Here is a 13,896-nt window from a genome sequence, read left to right as displayed (position 1 = left end):
GACCATTTGGAGACACTGGAAACACAACTTGCGCGGGTACAGGAGGCAATCAGAGCGATTGAGGAAGGGGCGCAGGAATACCAGATCGCGAACAGGCGGCTCACAAAGGCGAATCTAGCGACGCTCTACGCACGGGAAAGCACGCTGAAAGCTGAGATTGCGCGCCGTGATGGCGGGGATCTGTACTTTGCCCAAATGGGGCGGATATGATACCGCTGCTCGAAAAGGCAATTGCGGCGATTTCGCCTGAGTGGGCGTGCAGCCGAGCATTTTATGCAGAGAGTCTGCGCGCCTACGAGGCGGGGGAGGTGACGCGCTTTAACGATGGATGGGTGCCGATCAACGAGGACACGGAGAACGCCGACAAGCCGCAGCGCGACCTCATCAAGGCGCGGGCGCGGTATCTCGAGCGCAACAGTGACATCGCGGGCGCAGCTGTCGGCGGTATCGTGCGCAACGTCGTCGGCACGGGTATCAAGCCTCAGGCGCGCACGGGCAGCGAGGAGCTGAACAGGCGCATCGAGGCTCTATGGCGGGACTGGACGGCGGCGGAGAACTGCGACATCACAGGTCAGCAGAATTTCGCAGAGCTACAGGCGATGCTCCTCAGGCGCAAGATCGTCGACGGGGAAATCCTCATCAAGAAGGTGGTCACGCGCAAGGGGCGGCATCCGCTGAAATTGCAGGTCATCAAGTCCGATCTGCTGAGCAGTTTCCTCATGTACGCGCCGAAGACGAACAACATCATCCGCTCGGGCATCGAGCTGAACGCACATCTGCGTCCGCTCGCATATTGGATTGACCGCAAGAGCGCGGACGGCTATGTAGAGTACAACCCCGACCGCGTGCCCGCCGAGCAGATCATCCACCTCTGGACGCGCAGTCAACCCGACCAGATACGCGGCATCTCAGACCTTGCCCCCATCATCAAGCGACTCAAAGATACGCAGGATTATTTGGACGCTGAAACACTCACTGCGCGGATCGCGGCATGCTTTTCGGTCTTTATCACAACGGAGACAGGCGCACCGGGTACGGTAGGGCGCATGGGACTGAATACGAAAGACCCTGAGGGGAAGAAACTGAAAGCGATTCGTCCCGGTATGGTGCAGTATCTCGCACCTGGGGAGAGCATTAAGACGGCGAATCCGTCGCGCGGACTTGCCAATGCGCGGGATTATGTCGCCATACAGGAGCGGCTTGCGGGCGCGGGACTTGGACTTTCCTATGAGCTGATGAGCCGCGACTTCAATACGTCGAGCTTTTCAAGTGCGCGACAGGGGATGCTTGAGGATCGCAAGACCTTTGAGCCGATGCAGGAATTCATGGCGGCGCACCTGTGTGCACCGATTTACCGTGAGTGGATGGATCTCTGCGTGATGGCGGGCAGTCTTGATATCCCCGACTATTTCGAGCACAGGGCGACATATCAGACGGTCGAGTGGGTTACGCCCGGCTGGGCGTGGATTGACCCGCAAAAGGAAGTGCAGGCGGATATCGCCGCGATCCAGAATGGCGGCAAGACGCTCGCGCAGTGGTGCGCCGAACGCGGCTACGACTGGCGGGAGCAGCTTGAGCAGATGGCACTTGAGAAGGAGACCGCTGAGGCGATGGGGCTGAAACTCTCGGTGCATACGCCGATCACGGTGCAGGCGGCGCAGAGCAATCATGTCAATAACGCAGATGATGACAAGGAGGATGCAGATGGCGGTAAGGAACAAGAATGAGCCGCAGCGGCGCACAGCGTACGCGGGTGCGATTCTCTGTCGCACGGATGAGGCGGACGGGGACACACGACAAGTAGAACTCTCGCTTTCGAGTGAAGAGCCGTGCCGCCGATGGTTCGGCGATGAAATCCTCTCGCATGATGCAGGGGCGGTTGACCTCACGCGGCTGCAGGAGATTGGTGTGGTGCTCTTCAACCATGACCGTGACCGCGTGATTGGTCATGTCCTCTCTGTCCGATTGGATGAGGCCGCGCGTAAGCTGCGCGCGGTGATTCAGTTCGACGAGGACGAGGAGAGCGAGCGCGTCTATCAGAAGGTGCGCGCGGGAACGCTGAAGGGTGTCTCGGTCGGCTACGCGGTCGACGTGTGGGAGGAGGTCAAGGCGGGAGCGACAAGCACGAACGGACGATTTACGGGACCGTGTGAGGTTGCGACGCGGTGGACACCGTACGAGCTTTCGATTGTGTCCGTACCCGCTGATGCGACCGTAGGAGTTGGACGTAGTTATTCAGAGAATGGAGAGGCAGCGATGGACAAACAGAACAAGGATAATGGCATCAAGGCACAGGATCCCGTGACGGCAACGCCGGATACGGGCGTGCAGCCGGATACGGAGGCGGCGCGTCAGACGGCAATCGCCGAGGAGCGCGCCCGTGTGCGCGAGATCGGGACAATGTGCCGTCAGTTTGGCGTGGACGATGCGCCATACATCAATGACGGTATGAGCGTCGAGGCTGTCCGTGCGGCGATCCTCGACAACCTGGCACAGGAGCGCAAGGCTCAGACGGTGACGGTGCAGGTTGATGAGATGGACAAGTTCCGCGCAGCGGCGACGGACGGGCTTGCTATGCGTGCAGGACTTACGGTCGAGAACAAGGCGGCGGGAGCGGATGAGTATCGCGGGAAGCGCATGATTCGCCTTGCTGCTGAGTGCGTGGAGCGCGAACTGGGGAAGAATACGCGCACGATGGACGATGAAACGATTGTCCGCGAGGCTCTGACAGGCACGGGTGCATTCTCCGGCATCCTCTCGAATGTCGCGCATAAGAGCATGGCACAGGCTTATCAGACCGCACCGACGACGTATCAGCTCTGGACGGCGCATGGAAGCAATTCGGACTTCAAGGATGCGCCGCGCTATCGCCTGAGCGAGGCGGATACGCTCGAAAAGCTGAATGAGAGCGGCGAGTTCAAGGCGAGCGGCGTATCCGAGAGCATGACGAAGACGAGCATCGCGACCTACGGGCGCATGTTCTCCATCACGCGTCAGGCGATCATCAACGACGATATGGGCGCACTGCAGCAGATCCCCGCAATCTACGGAGCGTCGGTACGGCGCATGATCAACAAGATGGTCTACAAGCTGCTCAAGGCGAATCCGACGATTGAGGGGGATCCGCTCTTCAGCAACAACCACAACACACTCCATGCAGTGGACATCTCCATCGATGGGCTTGCCAAGATGAAGGCGGCGATGGCAAGGCAGAAGAACATCGCAGGGCTTGAGTACCTCAACATCCAGCCCGCATTTCTCATCTGTCCCGTCGAACTCGAGGTACAGGCGGCGCAGCTCATCAGCTCGGTGGTTGACCCGACGAAGGCGAACGCAACACCGAACCCGTTCGCGAACAAGATGACGGTCATCTCGGAGCCGGAGCTTGAGGATGCAAAGGCTTTCTATCTCGCGGCAGCGGCGGGCGTTGCGCCGTCGATTGAGGTCACAAGCCTCAACGGCAACCTCACGCCGACGATGGAGCGCGCGGAACAGTTCGACACGCTCGGCATCAAGTGGCGTATCTACATGGATGTGGGCGTGAATCTGCTCGACTATCGCGGCATTGCAAAGAGCACAGGCAAGTAAGGAGGAATTAAGTCATGGCAGAAGCAGTAAAAGCAACGTATGTGCAGCGAGGGGATAACATCGACTACACGCCGACAAAGAAACTGGCCTATATGGAGGTCGTCCCGCTTGCGGCGCGGATCGGCGTCGCACTCTCGGAGATCCCGAAAGGCGAGACGGGGAGCGTGACGCTCGTAGGCGCGTTCCGTCTCCCTGCGATGACGGGCAAGATCGAGGTCGGTGCAGAGGTCTACTGGGACAAGAGTGACAACGCCATTGTCGCTGCTGCGAGTACGGACACGGTGCGCGCGGGCTATGCGATTGCGCCGAAAGAGCAGGCGGACACGGTGGCACTTGTCCGCATCGGATGATGGGATTCAAAGATCAAGTCGCCGCCGACCTCACGCGCGTGTTCCTGAATCCCGCAGAGTTCGCAGAGGAACACGATCTAAATGGGTCGGTTTGCCTGTGCGTTGTAGAAAAATCGCGCACCGAGGAGAAATACCTGCGCGGCGCGACGTATGACGTATACGAGGGAATCCACGGTGCAAGTGTGACCGTACACGTTGAGGCACGTCTGCTTCCGGAGATCCCCGTTGAGGGAATGCAGTTCGATCTTGACGGGAAAATCATGCTCGTGGATTCGTGCACGAATGAGGCGGGGCTGCTCTCTATTGTGCTTCATGGACACTGCAGCTGAGAGGGAGCGGACAAATGGTAAAGATTGATGTATCCAAAGATGGGACAGAAAAAATCAAACGTGCATTATCTGCACTCTCTGGCAGGGAGCTTTATCGGGCCGTCGGAGCGGCGGGAAAACGCGCAGCAAATCATGCAGCTGTCGTTGGTGGAAAGAAACTTCGCGAAGTCTACACGATCAAGGCGAGTGTTGCAAAAGCACACATGATCGTCAAGGCTGAGCGTCCACTTGAAACAATCATTCGCATTAAAGGCGGCGTAGAGCCAGTGCAGAACTTTCGCGGGACGGCAGTGCGCAAAACGGGAATTTTCGCTTCCATCAAGAAGGGGAGCGGCAGTATCATTCCACGATCATTTACGCAGGATGGGTCGTTCCTTATGCGCGAGGGGGCGGAACGCTATCCGCTCAAGGGCATCTATGGTCCGTCCGTCCCGCAAATGTTTTGGGAGAACAGCGTGCTTGAGGCGTCGATGGAGGCTGGTGCGGAGATGTATGAAAAACGCATCATCCACGAAGTAGAACACAGAATAGGGGGCGAAATATGACGCCGTGGCGATGCGCGGAGGAGATCGCGGATTTTCTGGGTGAGGAAATCAAAAGATATGACGAAAAGTCAGGCACAGGAGAAGCCCATGCGGGCTTTTTGCCGATTGCCGATGTGAGGACGATGAAAAAGGAGCAATGCCCACACATTGTCATTCGCCCTCATAAGGTGAAGGACGAGAAGAAAGAACGCCTTGCAAATATGGTGGTCTATGTCGCTGTATGTCCCGAGACGGAGAAGTGCGGCGCAGAAAGCCTCTATCACGTTTTGGAGTTTCTGCGCTTCTCGCTGCTCTCTAAAAACCCGATCAAGAACCGTTGGCAGATTGCGGACGGGGAACTCGAAACAAGCATTCCAGACGAACAGCCCTATCCGAAATACTGGGGGCGCATTGATTTTGACGTAATCCTGCCTGTTGTCAAAAACACGCGGAACGACATTCTCGGCAGGATGTGAGAGGAGAAACCATGGAAGAGACAGAGACGGCGGAGCAGAAAACTCCACCCAAAAAGAAGGAGAAAGAAATTCCTGTCGAAGTAGCCGCACAGCCGATGATCTACATCGGCCCGAGCAATCGAAGCAGAGATCTTTCAACGTATAAGGTATTTGCGGACGGGATTCCGGAGGCGTTCAAAGACGATCCGATCCATGCTCCGCTTTTTGTTTCCCCGGAAAACCTCGATGCGGCACGCGCAGAAGTCGGGGAGACGGGATCACTCCTCAATGTCCTGTATCAGAAGGCTGTGCAGGAGCATGAGGAAGAAAGGCGGTAAGGAATATGGCATTTTTTCACGGCGTACGGGTGAAGGAGGTACCGACTTCCATTCTTTCCCCCGTAAACACCACGGCGGGACTGCCCGTCGTATTCGGGACGGCACCCGTCCATCTGACGGCTGACCCCGCGAAGAACGTCAATCGACCTGTTATTTGCTACAGCTGGAATGAGGCGGTGGCGGCGCTTGGATATTCGGAGAACTGGGACGAATACACGCTTTCCGAAGTCATGTATGCGCAGTTCAAACTCTATGGAGTCAAGCCGATTATCTTTGTCAACGTCCTTGACCCTGCAAAACACAAAGCAGAGATCAAAGACACTGACGGGCGTACGGTCACAGAAGGGCGCATCGTGCTCGATGAGCCCGTTCTCATTGACTCGCTCAAGGTTAAGACCGCCCCTGCAGCAGAACCCGCAAAGAACCTCACGGACTATACAGCGGCGTACAACGATGAAGGGCGGCTCGTTATCTCGGTTACGCCGACGGGCGCACTCAAGAATGCTGACAAACTCTATCTTGAGTGCACGAAGATCGATCCGTCCAAAGTGAAGGATGCGGACATCATCGGCGGCGCAAGCAAGACAGGGACGGCGGGGCTTGAGTGGCTCGACTCCATCTATACGCTCTTTTCGCTTGTTCCGGGGATTGTCGCTGCGCCGGGGTGGTCGGACCATCCGAGCGTTGCCGCCGTCATGAAGGCGAAGGCGATGAACATCTCCGGGCTGTTCCGCTGCATCTGCCTGACAGACGTGGACACGGGCGCAGTGAAGCACTACTCCGACGTGAACGAGTGGAAGAACAAGAACAGCTATACGGGCGTGAATCAGGTTGTATGCTGGCCGTGCGTTAGGAACGGAAACATGGTTTTCCGTATGTCCACGCATATCATCGGCATCATCGGTGTTATGGATGCGGAAAATGCGGATGTACCGTATCAGAGTCCGTCGAACCTCTCCATGCAGGCGACGGGCATCTGCCTCAAGGATGGCACGGAGGTCACAATCTCGCTCACACAGGCGAATCTCCTCAACAGTCAGGGCATCATGACCGCGCTCAACCACGTCGGCGGATGGAATAGCTGGGGCAACTACACAGGCGCATATCCGTCTGTCACGGATGTAAAGGACGCGTTCATCTGTGTGCGCCGCATGTTTGACTGGCAGCATCAGACCTTTATCCTGACGTACTGGCAGAAGGTGGATCAGCCGCTGACGCTGCGCCTGATCCGCACGATTGTTGACTCTGAGAAGATTCGCCTCAACGGGCTGGTGTCGCGTGGCTTCCTGCTTGGTGCGGATGTCATCTTCCGCGAGGAGGAAAATCCGTTGACTGATCTTTTACAGGGGATTATCCGCATCCACATATTCATGACACCGCCCGTAGCCGCACAGTCGATTGAGGGCATTCTTGAATACGATGTCAACAACTTCAAGGCACTGTTCGCGTAAGGAAGGAGTGAGAATATATGGCAATTCCGGAAGTAATTAACGATATGCGCTGCTACATCGACGGAAACGACGACTGCATCAGCGCGTCCAGTGTGGAGCTTGCCGATCTCTCGTCCATGACCACGGACGTGAAGGGCATCGGCATCGCGGGCACAATGTCCGCGCCGATTCACGGGCATTTTGAAAGCCTTGAAGTCAAGGTGAACTGGCAGGTGCCGACGAAAACGGCGATGCGCTATCACGGCGGGGAACCCATCTGCCTTGAAGCCTACTCCGACGTGCAGGGATTTGATTCCGGTGCGGAGGAATACACGCACGACCGCTATCGCGTGGTTGTGCGAGGACGCGTCAAGAGTTATTCGGGCGGCAGCCTGGAGGCGGGTAATACGTCGGGGAGCAGCACCACGATTGAGGCGCATTACTACAAGCTCGAATACGGCGGCGAAACGCTCGCGGAGATTGACAAGTACGGCTACAAGGCAGTGATCGGCGGGAAAGACCAGCTGACACAGGTTCGCAAGAATATTGGCATGAACTGAGGAGGACACGACAATGGCAGATGACAAAAAGAACGAGTTGGACGCTGCTCTGACAGCAGAGACGGGGGATGTGGAAGTATACGATGCCGAACCCGTGGACGAGGGCAATTTGATTCACCTCAAGAAGCCGCTGCGCAGCGGGACAAAGGAGATTCATCTGGACTTCGACCGCGTGACGGGATACGTCCTCCTCAAATGTGAGAAGGAGGCAAGAAAAGCCGACCCGATGATTAGCGTTATGGCACTCTCGCAAGCGTATCAGGCACGCGTCGCGGCGGCGGCGGCAAAGCTGAAATACGATGAGATTCTGGAACTCTCGGGAACGGACTTTACGGCGGTCTGTATCAAGGTGCAGAATTTTTTGATGGTATAGCACTGGGGGATAACCTTCGGCGCTCTGCTCTGCGCATGGCAAAATACAGCAATTCCCCTATCGGCGTATTTCTTGAAATGCCGACGGGGGAATTTGGCTGTTGGATGAAAATCGTGAATGCGGAGATCGAACTTGAGAATGAAGCGGCAAAGAAAGCCGCACATAAAAAATAGCCGCCTTGCGGGCGGCTCTATGGAATTATGGAAGATAACGGGCGGGCTTTTGCGTCGGGACGAGGGCTGCGTCGTCATTGCGGTGAACGAAATTGTAGACAGTTTCAAGAAGCGCAGAGATTGAATCCATCGTCCCCGCAACGGCATTCATAGCCAGCGTACAAAAGAGAACGCCGACAATCAGGACAAGCAAAACAAGAAGCATAACGGCTAAGAAATCCATGTTCGCTCCCTCCAATCCGTTCATACCCGAGTAGTTCTTATCTTCAGCATACAGGGGAGGTGATACTTTGTCAACAACAAAAACGTTCGCGCTTGCAATCGCACTCAAAGCGTCGATTGACGGCAGTATTGCGGCGGGCGTTGCAAAAGCGGCGCAGTCGATTCAGAGCGTCGCACAGACCGCACATGCGGTCAATGCCCAAATGGAGCAGGGGACGGCAGCCCTGCGTAAATATGAGGGCGAGCTTGCAAATATCGGCGCAAAGTCCGCGCAGTTTATGACACTCAAGCGTGCCGTACAGGATGCGTCAAGCAGTCTTACCGAGGCACGCGCCCGCGCGGCGACACTCGCAGGAGAGTTCAAGGCATCACAGCAGGAGACGGCGACGCTCAAAGCACGCGTCGATCAGGCAAAGGAAAGCCTCGACCGCATGAAGGGGACGCTCACACCTGCGACATTCAAAGCCGCAAAGGCAGAACTCAAGAGTATGACCGCCGCATACAAGGAGAGCGAGGAGCGGACAAAGGCACTCGGCAGGGATTTTGAGGAGGCGAAAAATAAAGCGGCGCGGCTGAAAGACACGCTGTCAAGTCAGCAAGTTGCCCTTCAAGGTGTTCGTACGTCGCTCGCCGAGGCGGGCATATCGACAAAGAATTTCGCCGAGAGCCAGCGCACCGCACAGGAAGCCTTACAGAAAACCATAGACAAGGAAAAAGCCGCGATAGCGCACCGTGAAAAAATGGCGGGTCTGCGTGAGAAAAAGCAGGGCGCAAGTGAAAAATTCAGCGCGGCAAAAGGGAACTTCATCGAAGCTACGCTTATGGCGGGTGCGATTGCTGCTCCGCTGATCGAGTCAACGCAGGAAGCAATCAAATTTGAGTCTGTTATGGCAGACGTGCGGAAGGTCGTTGACTTCGACACGCCGGAACAGTTTAAGGCAATGTCCAGGGACATCCTCAAGCTATCGACGGAGCTGCCGATGGCGGCGGAGGGCATCGCCAAGATCGTTGCGGCGGGCGGTCAGTCCGGCATTGCGCGTGAGGATCTGCTTGCATTTGCCGAATCGGCAACAAAGATGGGAATCGCATTTGACATCACCGCCGATCAGGCGGGTGACATGATGGCAAAGTGGCGCACGGCATTCAAGATGAATCAGGAGGAAGTCGTCGCGCTTGCGGATAAGATCAACTACCTCGGCAATACGACAGCGGCATCCGCGCCGCTCATCTCGGACGTTGTGACGCGCATCGGTCCGCTCGGTGAGGTCGGCGGCGTTGCATCTGGGGAGATCGCCGCGCTCGGCGCGTCGATGGTCGGCGTTGGTATTCCGTCAGAAGTCGCGGCAACGGGCATCAAGAACCTCATTCTTGGCATGGCAGCGGGTGAGGGGGCGACGAAGTCACAAGCCGCCGCATTTGCTGCGCTCGGCATGACAGCTGAGGACGTAGCGAGCCGGATGCAAGTGGACGCAAAAGGCGCAATCATCGACGTAATGAAAGCCTTGCAGGAGCTTGACGCAGACAAGAGGGCGGCAACACTGCAAGACCTATTCGGCAAAGAATCCATCGGAGCAATCGCACCGCTCCTCGGAAATCTTGAGAACCTGCAGGAGAACTTTGACAAAGTTGCGGATGCGGCGCAGTATGCGGGGTCGATGGAGCAGGAGTATGCGGCGCGTAGTCAGACGACGGAAAATCAGATTCAGCTTGCAAAGAACGCACTGGACGCTACACAAATATCCATCGGCAATGCACTCCTCCCGACCATCGGGAATTTGTTCGCGGCGGTTGCGCCCGTGCTCACGTCCTTTGGCGAGTGGGCATCGAAGAATCAGGAACTTGTTACAATCATCGCAGGAGTAGCGGCGGGGATTGCTGCGCTGATCGTGACAATCGCAGGAATGACATTGATTGTGCAAGGCGCAGTCCTCGCTTATACCTCTTTCCAACTTGCCGCCGAATTCGTCAAGGGGCTTCACATTGCGACGAAAATCGCAACGGCGGCACAGTGGGCATGGAATGCGGCGATGACGGCGAACCCCATCGGGCTGATTGTTCTTGCCATTGCGGCGGTTATCGGGGCGATTTACCTTCTCTACACCCATTTTGACGGTGTACGAGAGTATGCTGATAAAGCATGGGAGGGGATACAGGCGGCATGGTCGGCGGCAGGGGCGTTTTTCACGCAGTTAGGATCGGATATTGTAGACGCGATATCATCCGCGCTGACCACGGCAGGAGAGTTCTTCACAGAACTCGGAACAGCAATCGTCGCAGGGATACAATCGTTCATTTCGGCGGCGATTGATTTCATTATGAGGATTCCTGAGCGCGTCGCATTTGCGATTGGATTTATGGCGGGCATCATCGTGTCGTTGCCGAGGCTCTATCTAAATATTGTCACGGCGATTGCGGAACTCCTTATGCGACTGCCGGGATACTGTATCGCGGCAGGGACGGCGTTCCTAGCGGCGGCAGTCGCATGGTTGTCGGCGACGTATACGGCTTTTGTCGAGAGACTAACGCAGATAGTCAATGATACGTATACATTCCTTATGAATCTACCCGACTACTGTATGGAGGCGGGGACGGCATTCCTTTCAGCGGCTGCGGCGTGGCTCATTGCGGTATACACGACTGTTATCACATGGATAACGAACACCGTCAATGAGGTGTATACATATCTCATGAATCTGCCAGCACATTGCACGGAGGCGGGTGCGGCGTTCGTTGCGGCGGCTAGCGCGTGGGCAAGCGACGCGTATGATGCGATTGTCAACAAGATCAGTCAGATACCGGATGCGGTGTCGAATACCATCAGCGGCGCATGGGACAGGCTAACCTCCAGCTTTTCGGGTGGATTTACCGCAGGAATCAGTGTTGCGGCGAATGCACGCGGTGGCATCTATCAAAAGGGTGCATTCCTTACCACATTCGCGGAGGATTCGCCTGAGGCGGCAATCCCCATTGACGGCAGCGCACGGGCGGCGAGCCTATGGAAGCAGACGGGCGAGATGATGGGGCTATTGCCAAAAGAAACAGCGGAGATCATACCACAGGCAACGGCAATACAGGAGAATACGGCAAAGGCACAGCCGCCGATGCTGACACTTGTGCCGCCGCTGCCGCAAGTCGCACAGGAAGCCACGCAGAAGGCGACGGAGATGCAAGAGCATACGGCAAAGACACAGTCGCCGACGCTGACACTTGTGCCGCCGATCACCAGAACCATACAGAATGCCGCGCCTCAACTGGAGGCATCCGCACCAATATTGCAGATGCAAGCACCGCCTCCAATGCAGAGCCCGACCATTGCGGCAATGCCGCCGCCGAGTGGCGGCGTTACCATCAACTACAATCCGACCATCCATATCGACGGAACGGCGGATGCGGGCGTTGTGGAGCAGCTGCGCGCAGAGCTTGAGCGACAGAAGCAGGAACTTATCGCTATGTTCCCGACGCTCCTCAAGCGGCAGGACGCGCATGAGAGGAGGCTTTCCTATGCCTGATACCTACACAAGCATACAGGGTGATACATGGGACATGATCGCCTACAAGGTGTACGGCAAGGAATCCGCGATAGTGCAGCTGATTGAAGCAAACAGTGACCTTGCGAATATCGCCATATTCCCGTCGGGCGTGCAGGTAATTTGTCCGACTATAGCGCCAGAGGCATCACACATCCTGCCGCCGTGGAGGAGGTAGACGATGGCGGAGTATAAGAACCCAATGGACGATTGGCTGAAAGAGCTGCCGAGCGGATCGGAACTCTCACGCCGCGCATGGCTTGAAATCAAGTACACCCCGGCGGGCGAAACGGAGGGAAAGGACATTTCAGAGGATGTGAGCAAATACCTCATCTCCATGGACTACACGGACAATCTATCCGATGCGGCAGACGATGTGACGCTCACCCTTGAGGATCGGGCGCAGCTCTGGATGGAGGATTGGTTTCCCAAGGGTGAGGGCAATATGCTCGACATCACCATCCACACATACAACCGCATCACGCTCAAGGACGGCGAGACAATTTTTCACGCGGGCAAATTTGAGATCGACGAAGTGGAGATTGTCGGATTCCCTTCCACCGTACAGATCAAGGGTGTTTCCGTGGTTGGTGAATCATCACTGCGTGGTACACGGCGAAATCAGACATGGGAAAAAATATCCGTCTGGAAATGTGCCGCCGACATCTGCGAACGAAACAATCTTTCACTCATATGGGACTGTGCAGAAAATCCGAACCTTGACCATGTGGAGCAGGCGGATAAGTCCGATCTTGCTTTTTTGCTCGAAATCTGCAAGAACAACGGCATGAGCCTCAAGATCATGGTGGAGCATATCGTCATTTTCGATGATGAGAAATATGAGGCGCAGGAGCCGATCATCACCGTCTACAAGCCCGGCGTAAAAGCAGAACTCGACGACAAGACAATGCCGCTGCGTTGGCTCACATCCTATAATATGCGTGCCAAGACGCGCGACACCTACGGGAGCTGTCACGTCAAGTACCAAAAGGGGAAGAAAAAAGAGGTCATCGAAGGCGCGTTCACCATCCCCGGAAAGGAGAAGGGGCGTGTTCTTTTTGTGCGTGAACAGGTGGAGGACACTGCCGAAGCCGAGCGCCTCGCGAAGAAAAAACTGCGCGAGGCAAACAAGGAGGAAGTGACGGGGAGCTTTTCGACCATCGGAAATACGAATTTCGCGGCAGGGACGACGCTCCTGCTCAAGAATTTCGGGAAATTTGACGGGAAATACCTCGTGACGAAAGTGTCGCACAGTGTCACAACGTCCTACACAACGAGCGTTGATATAAGGAGGTGTCTGGATGGCTACTGATACGGGCGGCGTGGCACTATCAGAGTGCATTTTTATCGGTCAGGTGTCATCCTATGGCAGCACGCCGGGGGCGGTTATCGTACGCCGTCCCGACAAGGATGACCGAACGACAGCCGAACTCACCGTAATGAGCAGGTGCACGAAAGATACAAAGGACTATTGGATGCCTGCAATCGACGAGCAAGTCCTATGTGTTCTTTTGCCGAATACGTCAGGGAAAGGTCCCGGCGCGGGATTCGTTATCGGTGCATTTTATAGCGAGACTGATGCGCCCGTTGAGAGTGATCCGAATGTGCGCAGTATCCGTTACAAAGACGGCAGCTACATCGTAAATAAAAACGGGGAGATGGAGATTCACGCGTCAAAGTCGCTGAAGCTCACTGCTCCGCGCATTGATTTGAACTGAGGAGGAATAGAAATGCCAGCAGCAACAAGACAGGGAGACAACGACACAGGCCATGATGCGTGCCCGCCGCGCGGGCTCGCATCCCATAGCGGCGACGTATACATCAACGGGAAGGGAGCGGGGCGCGTTGGTGACAGCTATCCGGCGCACGGATGCTCTGTACATCCGCCGCACAGCGGCAACATCGCCGCCGGAAGTGGAACGGTATACATCAACGGACGTGCAGCGGGGCGCATCGGCGACCCTGTGTCATGCGGCGGGAGCGTCGCCATAGGGAGCGGAAACGTATTCATCGGCGGCTGAAACGGC

18 protein-coding genes are annotated in these 13,896 nt (G+C 56.3%); 17 read left to right on the top strand and 1 reads right to left on the bottom strand.

Annotated elements, in window-relative coordinates:
• The first annotated feature begins 6 nt into the window (after positions 1 to 6).
• From QU667_RS06135 to QU667_RS06080, 12 genes are read left to right on the top strand one after another with little or no spacing between them, the layout of a single operon-like run.
• On the top strand, positions 7 to 210 hold the full coding sequence (locus QU667_RS06135; RefSeq protein ID WP_304986346.1) for a DUF6148 family protein: 204 nt from the start codon (positions 7 to 9) through the stop codon (positions 208 to 210).
• The gene (locus QU667_RS06130) at positions 207 to 1,727 is read left to right on the top strand and encodes a phage portal protein (RefSeq protein ID WP_304986345.1); all 1,521 of its coding nucleotides are present in this window, start codon (positions 207 to 209) and stop codon (positions 1,725 to 1,727) included. Before QU667_RS06135 ends, QU667_RS06130 begins: the two co-directional genes overlap by 4 nt.
• The gene (locus QU667_RS06125) at positions 1,705 to 3,588 is read left to right on the top strand and encodes a prohead protease/major capsid protein fusion protein (RefSeq protein WP_304986344.1); all 1,884 of its coding nucleotides are present in this window, start codon (positions 1,705 to 1,707) and stop codon (positions 3,586 to 3,588) included. The genes QU667_RS06130 and QU667_RS06125 overlap by 23 nt, the downstream gene beginning before the upstream one ends.
• Positions 3,589 to 3,602: 14 nt before the next feature.
• Positions 3,603 to 3,938 carry a DUF2190 family protein gene (locus tag QU667_RS06120; RefSeq protein ID WP_304986343.1) on the top strand — a complete coding sequence of 112 codons (336 nt, stop codon included), beginning with the start codon at positions 3,603 to 3,605 and terminating at the stop codon, positions 3,936 to 3,938.
• Complete coding sequence (locus QU667_RS06115) at positions 3,935 to 4,267, top strand: hypothetical protein (RefSeq protein WP_304986342.1); 333 nt, start codon at positions 3,935 to 3,937, stop codon at positions 4,265 to 4,267. The genes QU667_RS06120 and QU667_RS06115 overlap by 4 nt, the downstream gene beginning before the upstream one ends.
• Before the next feature lie 14 nt (positions 4,268 to 4,281).
• A complete protein-coding gene (locus QU667_RS06110) occupies positions 4,282 to 4,812 on the top strand; it encodes a hypothetical protein (protein WP_304986341.1) in 531 nt (176 codons plus the stop codon).
• Entirely contained in the window at positions 4,809 to 5,267 is a 459-nt protein-coding gene (locus QU667_RS06105; protein WP_304986340.1) for a hypothetical protein, read from the top strand. The genes QU667_RS06110 and QU667_RS06105 overlap by 4 nt, the downstream gene beginning before the upstream one ends.
• Before the next feature lie 11 nt (positions 5,268 to 5,278).
• Positions 5,279 to 5,584, top strand: coding sequence for a hypothetical protein (locus tag QU667_RS06100; RefSeq protein ID WP_304986339.1), 306 nt, complete (start codon positions 5,279 to 5,281; stop codon positions 5,582 to 5,584).
• A gap of 5 nt (positions 5,585 to 5,589) precedes the next feature.
• Complete coding sequence (locus QU667_RS06095) at positions 5,590 to 7,035, top strand: phage tail sheath family protein (RefSeq protein WP_304986338.1); 1,446 nt, start codon at positions 5,590 to 5,592, stop codon at positions 7,033 to 7,035.
• Between the two features lie 17 nt (positions 7,036 to 7,052).
• Positions 7,053 to 7,574, top strand: coding sequence for a phage major tail tube protein (locus QU667_RS06090; protein ID WP_304986337.1), 522 nt, complete (start codon positions 7,053 to 7,055; stop codon positions 7,572 to 7,574).
• Between the two features lie 13 nt (positions 7,575 to 7,587).
• A complete protein-coding gene (locus QU667_RS06085; protein ID WP_304986336.1) occupies positions 7,588 to 7,947 on the top strand; it encodes a hypothetical protein in 360 nt (119 codons plus the stop codon).
• Between the two features lie 35 nt (positions 7,948 to 7,982).
• Positions 7,983 to 8,120, top strand: a complete 138-nt coding sequence (locus QU667_RS06080; protein WP_304986335.1) for a hypothetical protein — start codon at positions 7,983 to 7,985, stop codon at positions 8,118 to 8,120.
• A gap of 25 nt (positions 8,121 to 8,145) precedes the next feature.
• Here QU667_RS06080 and QU667_RS06075 read toward each other — a convergent pair whose 3' ends face one another.
• Positions 8,146 to 8,367: a hypothetical protein gene (locus QU667_RS06075; protein ID WP_304986334.1), complete on the bottom strand. Its 222-nt coding sequence runs from the start codon at positions 8,365 to 8,367 to the stop codon at positions 8,146 to 8,148.
• 43 nt (positions 8,368 to 8,410) lie between these two features.
• On the opposite strand from QU667_RS06075, the gene QU667_RS06070 reads away from it, so the two are divergent.
• Genes QU667_RS06070 through QU667_RS06050 form a run of 5 tightly spaced genes read left to right on the top strand, consistent with a single transcriptional unit; the run spans position 8,411 to position 13,890 of the window.
• Positions 8,411 to 11,851: a phage tail tape measure protein gene (locus tag QU667_RS06070; protein ID WP_304986333.1), complete on the top strand. Its 3,441-nt coding sequence runs from the start codon at positions 8,411 to 8,413 to the stop codon at positions 11,849 to 11,851.
• The gene (locus tag QU667_RS06065; RefSeq protein WP_304986332.1) at positions 11,844 to 12,047 is read left to right on the top strand and encodes a tail protein X; all 204 of its coding nucleotides are present in this window, start codon (positions 11,844 to 11,846) and stop codon (positions 12,045 to 12,047) included. Before QU667_RS06070 ends, QU667_RS06065 begins: the two co-directional genes overlap by 8 nt.
• A gap of 3 nt (positions 12,048 to 12,050) precedes the next feature.
• Positions 12,051 to 13,181, top strand: coding sequence for a phage late control D family protein (locus QU667_RS06060; RefSeq protein ID WP_304986331.1), 1,131 nt, complete (start codon positions 12,051 to 12,053; stop codon positions 13,179 to 13,181).
• The gene (locus tag QU667_RS06055) at positions 13,171 to 13,587 is read left to right on the top strand and encodes a hypothetical protein (protein ID WP_304986330.1); all 417 of its coding nucleotides are present in this window, start codon (positions 13,171 to 13,173) and stop codon (positions 13,585 to 13,587) included. The genes QU667_RS06060 and QU667_RS06055 overlap by 11 nt, the downstream gene beginning before the upstream one ends.
• Before the next feature lie 12 nt (positions 13,588 to 13,599).
• Positions 13,600 to 13,890 (top strand): PAAR domain-containing protein, encoded by a 291-nt coding sequence (locus QU667_RS06050; RefSeq protein ID WP_304986329.1) that lies wholly within the window; start codon positions 13,600 to 13,602, stop codon positions 13,888 to 13,890.
• Positions 13,891 to 13,896 lie beyond the last annotated feature (6 nt).

This window comes from Selenomonas dianae, from assembly GCF_030644225.1.
GTDB classification, from domain to species: Bacteria; Bacillota; Negativicutes; order Selenomonadales; family Selenomonadaceae; genus Centipeda; species Centipeda dianae.
The sequence above is the reverse complement of the archived record's forward strand: the minus strand, read 5'-3'. Positions and strand labels throughout refer to the sequence as shown.

Excerpts from the sequence above, each read along its gene's own strand:
- QU667_RS06130 (WP_304986345.1), top strand. The coding sequence starts at position 207 with ATGATACCGCTGCTCGAAAAGGCAATTGCGGCGATTTCGCCTGAGTGG.
- QU667_RS06125 (WP_304986344.1), top strand. The coding sequence starts at position 1,705 with ATGGCGGTAAGGAACAAGAATGAGCCGCAGCGGCGCACAGCGTACGCG.
- QU667_RS06120 (WP_304986343.1), top strand. The coding sequence starts at position 3,603 with ATGGCAGAAGCAGTAAAAGCAACGTATGTGCAGCGAGGGGATAACATC.
- QU667_RS06115 (WP_304986342.1), top strand. The coding sequence starts at position 3,935 with ATGATGGGATTCAAAGATCAAGTCGCCGCCGACCTCACGCGCGTGTTC.
- QU667_RS06110 (WP_304986341.1), top strand. The coding sequence starts at position 4,282 with ATGGTAAAGATTGATGTATCCAAAGATGGGACAGAAAAAATCAAACGT.
- QU667_RS06105 (WP_304986340.1), top strand. The coding sequence starts at position 4,809 with ATGACGCCGTGGCGATGCGCGGAGGAGATCGCGGATTTTCTGGGTGAG.
- QU667_RS06100 (WP_304986339.1), top strand. The coding sequence starts at position 5,279 with ATGGAAGAGACAGAGACGGCGGAGCAGAAAACTCCACCCAAAAAGAAG.
- QU667_RS06095 (WP_304986338.1), top strand. The coding sequence starts at position 5,590 with ATGGCATTTTTTCACGGCGTACGGGTGAAGGAGGTACCGACTTCCATT.
- QU667_RS06090 (WP_304986337.1), top strand. The coding sequence starts at position 7,053 with ATGGCAATTCCGGAAGTAATTAACGATATGCGCTGCTACATCGACGGA.
- QU667_RS06085 (WP_304986336.1), top strand. The coding sequence starts at position 7,588 with ATGGCAGATGACAAAAAGAACGAGTTGGACGCTGCTCTGACAGCAGAG.
- QU667_RS06080 (WP_304986335.1), top strand. The coding sequence starts at position 7,983 with ATGGCAAAATACAGCAATTCCCCTATCGGCGTATTTCTTGAAATGCCG.
- QU667_RS06075 (WP_304986334.1), bottom strand. The coding sequence starts at position 8,367 with ATGAACGGATTGGAGGGAGCGAACATGGATTTCTTAGCCGTTATGCTT.
- QU667_RS06065 (WP_304986332.1), top strand. The coding sequence starts at position 11,844 with ATGCCTGATACCTACACAAGCATACAGGGTGATACATGGGACATGATC.
- QU667_RS06060 (WP_304986331.1), top strand. The coding sequence starts at position 12,051 with ATGGCGGAGTATAAGAACCCAATGGACGATTGGCTGAAAGAGCTGCCG.
- QU667_RS06055 (WP_304986330.1), top strand. The coding sequence starts at position 13,171 with ATGGCTACTGATACGGGCGGCGTGGCACTATCAGAGTGCATTTTTATC.
- QU667_RS06050 (WP_304986329.1), top strand. The coding sequence starts at position 13,600 with ATGCCAGCAGCAACAAGACAGGGAGACAACGACACAGGCCATGATGCG.